Origin of the sequence: Streptomyces sp. IMTB 2501 (assembly GCF_001953885.1) — a bacterium.
Classification (GTDB): Bacteria; Actinomycetota; Actinomycetes; order Streptomycetales; family Streptomycetaceae; genus Streptomyces.
In genome coordinates this window covers 123,086-130,993 of the sequence record NZ_MQUS01000028.1, presented here as the reverse complement: position 1 = coordinate 130,993, position 7,908 = coordinate 123,086, and the positions used below count along the sequence as shown (strand labels likewise).

Genomic DNA, 7,908 nt, shown 5'->3' with positions numbered 1-7,908 from the left:
CGGCCGTGAACGCGGCGACCGTGTCGCCGGTGACGCCCAGCCAGACGCCGAACGTGCCGAGCGCGAGCAGGATGACCACAGGGACGAAGACTGCGGAGATCCGGTCGGCGAGCCGCTGGGCCGCCGCCTTGCCGTTCTGCGCGTCCTCCACCAGCTTGGCCATACGGGCGAGCTGGGTGTCCGCGCCGACCCGGGTGGCTTCTACGACCAGCCGTCCGCCGGCGTTCAGGGTGGCCCCGGTGACGGAGTCCCCGGCGCTCACCTCGACCGGGACGGACTCGCCGGTCAGCATGGAGGCGTCCACGGCGGAGGAGCCCTTGACCACCGTGCCGTCGGTGGCGATCTTCTCGCCGGGACGGACCAGGAAGCGGTCGCCGGCCTTCAACTCCGCGACGGGTATGCGCTCTTCGCGGTCCACGCGCAGCACGGTGACCTCCTTGGCGCCCAGCTCCAGCAGCGCCTTGAGCGCCGCGCCCGCCCTGCGCTTGGAGCGGGCCTCGAAGTACCGGCCGGCCAGGATGAACGCGGTCACACCGGCCGCGGCCTCCAGGTAGATGTTCCCGGCGCCGTCGCTGCGGGTGATGGTCAGCTCGAAGGGGTGCCGCATGCCGGGCATGCCGGCCGTGCCGAAGAACAGCGCCCACAGCGACCACAGGAACGCGGCCGACGTACCGACCGAGATCAGTGTGTCCATGGTCGCGGCGCCGTGCCGGGCGTTGGTCCAGGCGGCCTTGTGGAAGGGCCAGGCGGCGTACGTCACCACGGGCGCCGCCAGGGTCAGCGACAGCCACTGCCAGTACTCGAACTGCAGCGCCGGGACCATCGCCATCGCGACCACCGGCACCGCGAGCACGACGGCGGTGATCATCCGCTCCCGCAGCGGCCTCAGTTCGTCGTCCTCCTGCGCCTCGGCGGCGCCGCCGGGCTCCGGCCCGGTGCGGGCCGGGGGCTCCGGCTCGCGTGCGGTGTAGCCGGTGGCCTCGACGGTGGCGATCAGGTCGGCCACGGCCATGCCCTCGCGAAAGCTGACCTTGGCCCTCTCGGTGGCGTAGTTGACGGTGGCCTCGACGCCGTCCATGCGGTTGAGCTTCTTCTCGATGCGGGCGGCGCAGGAGGCGCAGGTCATGCCGCCGATGGCGAGTTCGACCTCGGCGGCACCGGACGTGGTGGTGGTCATTCTCCGCTCCTCCTCTGCTCTCGCCGGCTCATGGAAGCGGCGGGTGTAGACGGTGGTTGGTGGGTGTGGGTGCTGAATGTGGATGGGGGGGTGGCCGGGAGGGCGGGGCCCCGCCCGGCGGCGGACGGCCGGTCAGGCGTCGACGCGGCCTGCGTAGTCGTAGCCGGCCTCGTCCACGGTCTCGGCGAGCAGCGCGTCGAAGGCCTCGTCGGGGGCGGCGGCGGTGGTCACGGTGACGAGCCCTGTGCCGATCTCGACGTCCACGGCGATGACGTCGTCCAGCGCGCCCACGGCCCGGGTGACGACGCCCTGACAGTGGGCGCTGCCGACACCGCCCACCTGGTAGACGGTCTTGGTCTGGTCGGCGGTGCGGCAGGTCCCCTCGGGCGTGCGGCAGCCGGACATCGGTTCCTCCTTGCGACGGGCCTCTACGGCGTTCTGGATACCCGGTGGGGGTACCCCGAACGGCCTCCATGTATACCCCCCACCGGTATCTGACGCAAGACGTTCCATCACTTGACTCAATACCCCCAAGGGGTATGGTGAAGTGCATGGAACCACCTCTGGACGCCCAAGAGCCGAGGGATTTCCCGCATCCCCGTAAGGTGGACCCGTGATGCCCACGCAGCCCGCCTCCGGCACGGCCGGGGTCCGTATCCACCCGGCGGTGCGGCCCTGGATGCTGGTCGTGGTCCTGCTCGGGCTGTTCCTGATGCACGGCGGTCCGGCCGCGGCCGAGGACGGCTGCCACGGGGTGATGCAGGGCACCGCCGCGATGGGCGCGAAGGGCTCACCGCCCGCCAGGACACCCGCTACGACGCACGGCGCTTCGCCCGCCGCGACGACCGCCACCACACCCGCCGCAATGGCCGCGCACCCCGCCGGTCACCCCGAGGCGGCCGGCGGCAAGGCCGTCGTACGTGCGGACGGGACGACGGGCATGCGGGGTTCGCTGTGTCTGGCCACCACGCCCCGCTCCGAGATCCCGCCGCCCCCGATCGCGGCCACCGTCTTCGTGCTGCCGGCCGCTGTCCTGCTGCCGTGGGCCCGGTCGGCCTCCGACGGCACCCGCCGCCGCGGTCCGCCCGCCGGCGGCCGCCCTCTCCTCCTCCAGGTGTGCGTCACGCGGACGTGACGGGACCCGCGGGCTCCGGCTCAGTGCCGGGGTTCCCTCGCAGGTCTCCCGATCACCCGCGCCGTCGTACGGCGCCCACCTGGAAAGACACACCGAAATGTCGCAGCGTTTCCGCACGTCCCGCCGCGCCCTCACGGCGGCCGCCGCCACCGCGGCGCTCACTCTGACCCTGGCCGCCTGCGGCGGGGGCTCGGGCTCCGGCACCGACAAGCACGCCGGCCACGGCAGCACACCGTCCTCCTCGGCCCCGGCCGACGACATGGCGTCGATGCCGGGCATGGACGCAGCGTCCACCGGCAACGGCCTGGCCGCCGCGAAGGACGGCTACCGGATGACCTCCACCGCCGCCACCCTCCCCGCCGGCCAGGCGACCGGGTACCGCTTCACCGTCACGGGCCCGGACGGCAGGCCGGTCACCGACTTCGCCGTCGACCAGACCAAGCGGATGCACTTCTACGCCGTCCGCTCCGACCTCACCGGCTTCCAGCACGTGCACCCCACCATGGCCGCGAACGGCACCTGGACCGCGCCGCTGGCCGCGCTGCAGCCGGGCACCTGGCGGCTGTACGCCTCCTTCACCCCGGACAGCGGTTCCGGCAAGGGCAAGGACATGGTCCTCAGCCGCACCGTGAAGGTGCCCGGTATGGCGATGCCCACCCCCCTGCCCAAGGTGTCCGGCACCACCACGGTCGACGGCTACACCGTGGCCGTACAGGGTGAGCCGATGGCCGGTATGGCCCACCAGCTGACCGCCACCGTCAGCAGGGACGGCAAGCCGGTCACCGACCTCCAGCCCTACCTGGACACCTACGCCCATCTGACCGCGTTCCACCAGGGCGACCTCGCCTTCGCGCACCTCCACCCGGAGTCGAAGGCCGACGGCGACCACGGCGGGCCGACGCTGACCTTCCACGCCGAGTTCGCCCAGTCCGGGAACTGGCGGCTGTTCCTCCAGTTCCAGACCGGTGGCAGGCTCCACACCGCCGCCCTGACCCTGCACGTCGGCTGAACGCGCCGAACGCCTTGGCCGCGACGGCGGCCAAGGCGTTCAGGTCGGCTGTGACGGGACTCAGTGCCCGCTGATCGCGAGTTCGTAGTCGCCGATCAGATCGCCCAGCAGGGTTCCGGCGGTCAGGTCGCTGGTGACGTGACCGGCCATGTAGAGGCGGGAGTAGAGGACCTCGGCCCGCATCCACTCGTAGTCCTGGGCCCGGTGCGGGGAGAGGGCGCTGAGGAAGGTGACGGCCGCGGCCGAGCGGGCCGCGTGCCGGGAGGGGAAGGAGTACGGGCCCTTGGCACCGGGCTTGATGTGCTTGTCCGGGCGCAGGGTCGGGTCCAGGACGTACGGGGCCGGCTGCTTGTCCTTGGCGGCCAGCTGGTCGCAGATCGTCTTGGCCATCTTCAGGGCCGCCTTGAGGTCGGCCTTCTCCGCGTTGCCCTTCGCGGCGGGGACGAGTTCGCTCCGGTCGTGGAGGAAGAGCTTCCAGACGTTGCTCTTGCCGTTGAGCTCCAGCCAGGTGGCCGCCTTCTTCCCGGCGGCCGTACGGGTCTTGGCGAGCGCCTGGACCTGGTGGAGTTCGGCGGTGCGCTGCGTCGCGGCGGGCGGTGCGGGGATCTGCCGGGCGGCCCAGGCGGCGAACGCCTTGTCGTCACGGGCGGTGCCGTGCGCCTTCTTCCACTGGGCGAACAGGGCGTCGGCCTTCGCCCGCTGGTCGGCGGCCAGCTTGCCGATCGGGGCGATCTCGGCGTCGCTGAAGAGAGCCGGGGGCGGGCTCTGCTTGATGCGGTCGGTCGCCGAGAGTTTCAGGCCGGGGACGCCGACGGCGGCCAGCTGCGGTCGCAGCACCCCGAAGGAGGCGGCGGCCACGGCGATGAGCGCGATGACGGCGTACGGCCATTTGATGCCGCGCAGGACGTTCATGCAGCGGGGGTCCTTTCGAGGAGCGGTGCGGGGTGTGACTCGGTGGGGACAGCGGGGAGAGCGGTGAAGTGCGCGCGGGCCAGACGGCGTACGTCGTTGTCGGGCAGGCCGGGAGTGAGCAGGGACTGGCCGACGATGTACTTGCTGAGGGAGACGGGCCGGGCGCCCAGGCTCAGCAGGAGGCGGTCGGCGGGGGCGGGCCGGGCGCCGCCCTTGGTCTCCACGAGGACGTGCCCCGGGTCGAGGCCTGCGCCGCGGTCCCGGTGATGGCAGGTGAGGCGGCCGTCGAGGGTGACGCGTGTGCCGTGGTCGAGGTCGGCGAGGGCCGCACGGACATAGCGGATCTCCGCGGCGGGGGACAGCGCCGCGGTGGTGACGGGGATGTCCGCCCCGCGCAGCACCTCGTCGACGAACTCGGCGGCGGAGCCGTCCAGTTGGCCGTAACCGTCCGCCGGGATCCCGAGGGCGTGTTTGACGGTGGCGCCGCGGCCGTCCTTCGTCTTCACCTCCGCCCGGCACAGCCCGTCCTCCGCGTACAGCCGGGTGCGGACCTTCCAGCGTCGGCGACGGCCCTGGACATGGGCCCGCCAGGCTTCGAGTCCCTCGGTGTCGAAGTAGGTGCTGAGATAGCTCGTCGTACGACGCCCGGCCAGGTCGAGGACATGATGGCTGTCGGCGAGCCGGTCCACGAGGAGGCGGGCGCGGTCGAGCGGGACCAGGTACTTGCGGTCGGTGCGGTGCTGGAGCGCGGCCGCCGCGTCGACCTCGGCGAGCGTGGCCCCGCGCAGCGCGGACAGGCCGAGGCCGGCCGCGAAGGAAGGGGCGGCCGTCATACGACGGCCACCGGCTCGCGCGGCTCCGTGTCCTGGGCGACGGGCTCGCCCGGTGCGGCGGGGTAGCAGGCGGAGACCCGGGTGGTCTCGCGGACGTAGTCGACCTCGTCGACCTCGACCGCGAGCGGCGCCCGGCCGAAGCGGAAGGCGACGTCCTGGGCGATCAGGGAGGGGTCGTCGTAGACGCGGTCCAGGGTCAGCTTCACCGTGCGGGTCGGCGGCTCGTAGGCGCGCGGGTCGTCCACCAGCAGGAACGCCACCAGCACCACCGCGCCCGACATGATGACGAGCCAGTTGTCGCGGTGCGGCAGTCCGGTGCACAGCGCGATGACCAGGGTCACGAAGGTGTAGGCGACGTCGCGCAGGGTGAAGGCCGCGCTGCGCAGCCGGACCAGGGAGAGGATGCCGAAGAGCCCGAAGCCGACCCCGGCGGGGAACTTGCCCGCGCTTATCGTGCTCATCGCCGCGAACAGACCGACGTTCAGCGCGACCAGGACCAGCGGCATCGCCGGGGCGCTGGGGCGGCGCCGGTAGAGCCAGCCGACCAGGATCAGCAGGGCGACGATGTCGAGGCCGCCGCGGGTGACGAGGTCGGTGGGGGCGATGTGCTGGGTGATGCCCTTGGCGGCGAGCATCAGTGCGTGCATGACTGTCCCTTCCGTCCCGGCACGTCGGACGGCGGACCGGTCGCGGCCCGCGGTGCGCCGCGACGTGAAGGACGGTAGGGATGTCACATGAAGAGACCATGAAGCCTTCCCTGCGCCCGGGACCCGCGCGGCAGGCCGTTAGCCTGCCGCCATGCACTACCTGGTCGTCGACGACGAGAGCCGCCTCACCGACCTCGTCGTCCGCTACCTCACCGAGTCCGGGCACACCGCGCAGGGCCGTTACGACGGCCCGTCCGGCCTGTCCGCCGCCCGTGACCCCCGTCTGGACGGGATCGTCCTGGACGTGATGATGCCGGGCATGGACGGCCTTGAGGTGTGCCGGACCCTGCGCGACGAGGGCATCGACGTGCCGGTGATCCTGCTCACCGCGCGCGGCGCGATCAGCGAACGGGTCGCGGGGCTGGACGCCGGCGCCGACGACTACGTGGTCAAGCCGTTCGCCCTGGAGGAGTTGCTGGCCCGGCTGCGGGCGATATCCCGGCGCCGCCCCGACTGCTCCGGCCGCCTCCAGGTCGGCGATCTCGTCCTCGACCCCGGGCAGCAGCGCGCCTGGCGGGCGGACACCGAACTCGATCTGTCCCGACGGGAGTTCGCGGTACTGCGGGTGCTGATGGACCACGCCGGCCAGGTGGTGACCCGGCTGCAGCTGCTCGACGAGGTCTGGGACGGCGAGACCGACCTGCGCAGCAACGCCATCGACGTCCATGTCTCCAAGGTGCGCGCGAAGGTCGACCGCGCCTTCGACCGTACGACGATCACGACCCTGCGCGGACGCGGCTACCGACTGGAGACCACCCCATGACCCTGCCCGGCGGGCTCAGGGCCTGGTTCGGGCGGTTGCCCGTCGTCAGCCGTCTCGTACTGGCCGTCGCCGTCACCATGTCCCTCGTGCTGACCGCAACGGCCGCACTGGTCTACTGGCGCGTCCAGACCGCCCTCGACCGGCAGCTCCAAGACGACCTCGCCGCCTACCGGCACAGCCTCGTCCGGGCCCTGCGCACCGGTGCCGCGCTGCCGCCGGGCCCCAGCGGCAGCCTCTACCGGATCCTGGACACCCACGGCCGGACCCTCGCCTCCAGTGCCGCCGTAGGCCACCGGGCCCTGCTCACTCGGGCCGAGCTGGACTCGGCCGTCCGCGGGCACCTGGTGTGCCTCGACGTCGGCTCCCTGCTGCCGATCACTCCGGACACGCTGCGCCTCCAGGCCGAACGCGTCAGGGCGGGAGGAGCGACCCGCGTCCTCGTCGCCGCCGTCCGGCGCGGGCACCGCGACGAGGCGCTGCGCGAACTCCTCGCCCAGCTCGCCCTCGCCTCCGGGCTGACCCTGATCGCCGCCTCGTACGTCGGCTACCGCACGGCCCGCGCCGCGCTGCGCCCCGTCGAGCGCTACCGCACCGCGGCGGCCACCCTCGCCGACGGCGCGCAGAACCTGCGCCTGGACGTGCCCGCCGACCGCGACGACGAGATCACCCGCCTCGGCCACACCCTCAACCGCATGCTGGACCGCCTGGAAGCCTCGGCCGTCCGCGAGCGCCGGTTCGTCGCGGACGCCAGCCACGAACTGCGCACCCCGCTCTCCCTGCTGCGGGCCGAGGTCGACGTGGCGCTGCACCGTCCCCGCTCGGCCGAGGAGCTCAACCAGACCCTGCGCTCGGTCGACGCCGAGGTCCAGCGCCTGATCGACCTCTCCAACGCCCTGCTGGACCTGGAGGAACTCGGCAGTACCGACCACCTCACCCGGGCACCCGTACGACTGCCCGACCTGATCGAGACCGCCGTGGCCCCGCATCTGCGCGGCGCCGAACGCTCCGGCCGCGCCATGACCACCGAGACGGCGGACACGACCGTCGAGGTCGACACCCGCTGGCTGGTACCGGCCATCGGTAATCTCGTCGGCAACGCCCTGCGCCACGGAGACGGTGCCGTCAACGTCACGGCCACCGTCCACGGAGGCCGGCTGCGGCTGCGTGTCACCGACGAGGGACCGGGCTTCCCGCCCGAGTTCCTGCCCCGCGCGTTCGACCGCTTCGCCCGTGCCGAGGCCAGCCGCACCAGCGAGGGGTCCGGCCTGGGGCTGGCCTTCGTACGGGCGGTGGCCACGGCTCATGGGGGCAGCGCGTGTGCGGGGAACGCCGGGGGCGGGGCGGCGGTCACTGTCGATGTGCCCTGTTGAGG

Annotated in this window: 9 protein-coding genes; 4 read left to right on the top strand and 5 right to left on the bottom strand. The window is 72.7% G+C overall.

What is annotated here, in order from left to right:
- Both AV521_RS35835 and AV521_RS35830 read right to left on the bottom strand, forming a co-directional pair.
- On the bottom strand, window positions 1-1,177 hold a 1,177-nt coding region (locus tag AV521_RS35835; RefSeq protein ID WP_143658703.1), incomplete at its 3' end, for a cation-translocating P-type ATPase.
- Window positions 1,178-1,309: 132 nt separating this feature from the next.
- Window positions 1,310-1,582 (bottom strand): heavy-metal-associated domain-containing protein, encoded by a 273-nt coding sequence (locus AV521_RS35830; RefSeq protein ID WP_076094617.1) that lies wholly within the window; start codon window positions 1,580-1,582, stop codon window positions 1,310-1,312.
- A gap of 211 nt (window positions 1,583-1,793) precedes the next feature.
- Between AV521_RS35830 and AV521_RS35825 the strand changes: the two genes are divergently transcribed.
- The gene (locus AV521_RS35825; RefSeq protein ID WP_256725800.1) at window positions 1,794-2,312 is read left to right on the top strand and encodes a hypothetical protein; all 519 of its coding nucleotides are present in this window, start codon (window positions 1,794-1,796) and stop codon (window positions 2,310-2,312) included.
- A gap of 97 nt (window positions 2,313-2,409) precedes the next feature.
- Entirely contained in the window at window positions 2,410-3,321 is a 912-nt protein-coding gene (locus AV521_RS35820) for a hypothetical protein (RefSeq protein WP_076094615.1), read from the top strand.
- Window positions 3,322-3,381: 60 nt separating this feature from the next.
- Here AV521_RS35820 and AV521_RS35815 read toward each other — a convergent pair whose 3' ends face one another.
- Genes AV521_RS35815 through AV521_RS35805 form a run of 3 tightly spaced genes read right to left on the bottom strand, consistent with a single transcriptional unit; the run spans window position 3,382 to window position 5,713 of the window.
- A complete protein-coding gene (locus AV521_RS35815) occupies window positions 3,382-4,233 on the bottom strand; it encodes a phosphatase PAP2 family protein (RefSeq protein WP_076094613.1) in 852 nt (283 codons plus the stop codon).
- Window positions 4,230-5,066 carry a polyphosphate polymerase domain-containing protein gene (locus AV521_RS35810; protein WP_076094610.1) on the bottom strand — a complete coding sequence of 279 codons (837 nt, stop codon included), beginning with the start codon at window positions 5,064-5,066 and terminating at the stop codon, window positions 4,230-4,232. The genes AV521_RS35815 and AV521_RS35810 overlap by 4 nt, the downstream gene beginning before the upstream one ends.
- Window positions 5,063-5,713 (bottom strand): DUF4956 domain-containing protein, encoded by a 651-nt coding sequence (locus AV521_RS35805; RefSeq protein ID WP_076094608.1) that lies wholly within the window; start codon window positions 5,711-5,713, stop codon window positions 5,063-5,065. The genes AV521_RS35810 and AV521_RS35805 overlap by 4 nt, the downstream gene beginning before the upstream one ends.
- Window positions 5,714-5,864: 151 nt before the next feature.
- Between AV521_RS35805 and AV521_RS35800 the strand changes: the two genes are divergently transcribed.
- Both AV521_RS35800 and AV521_RS35795 read left to right on the top strand, forming a co-directional pair.
- A complete protein-coding gene (locus AV521_RS35800; RefSeq protein ID WP_076094606.1) occupies window positions 5,865-6,536 on the top strand; it encodes a response regulator transcription factor in 672 nt (223 codons plus the stop codon).
- Entirely contained in the window at window positions 6,533-7,906 is a 1,374-nt protein-coding gene (locus tag AV521_RS35795; RefSeq protein ID WP_076094605.1) for a HAMP domain-containing histidine kinase, read from the top strand. The genes AV521_RS35800 and AV521_RS35795 overlap by 4 nt, the downstream gene beginning before the upstream one ends.
- Window positions 7,907-7,908 lie beyond the last annotated feature (2 nt).

Excerpts from the sequence above, each read along its gene's own strand:
- AV521_RS35830 (WP_076094617.1), bottom strand. The coding sequence starts at position 1,582 with ATGTCCGGCTGCCGCACGCCCGAGGGGACCTGCCGCACCGCCGACCAG.
- AV521_RS35825 (WP_256725800.1), top strand. The coding sequence starts at position 1,794 with ATGCCCACGCAGCCCGCCTCCGGCACGGCCGGGGTCCGTATCCACCCG.
- AV521_RS35820 (WP_076094615.1), top strand. The coding sequence starts at position 2,410 with ATGTCGCAGCGTTTCCGCACGTCCCGCCGCGCCCTCACGGCGGCCGCC.
- AV521_RS35815 (WP_076094613.1), bottom strand. The coding sequence starts at position 4,233 with ATGAACGTCCTGCGCGGCATCAAATGGCCGTACGCCGTCATCGCGCTC.
- AV521_RS35810 (WP_076094610.1), bottom strand. The coding sequence starts at position 5,066 with ATGACGGCCGCCCCTTCCTTCGCGGCCGGCCTCGGCCTGTCCGCGCTG.
- AV521_RS35805 (WP_076094608.1), bottom strand. The coding sequence starts at position 5,713 with ATGCACGCACTGATGCTCGCCGCCAAGGGCATCACCCAGCACATCGCC.
- AV521_RS35800 (WP_076094606.1), top strand. The coding sequence starts at position 5,865 with ATGCACTACCTGGTCGTCGACGACGAGAGCCGCCTCACCGACCTCGTC.
- AV521_RS35795 (WP_076094605.1), top strand. The coding sequence starts at position 6,533 with ATGACCCTGCCCGGCGGGCTCAGGGCCTGGTTCGGGCGGTTGCCCGTC.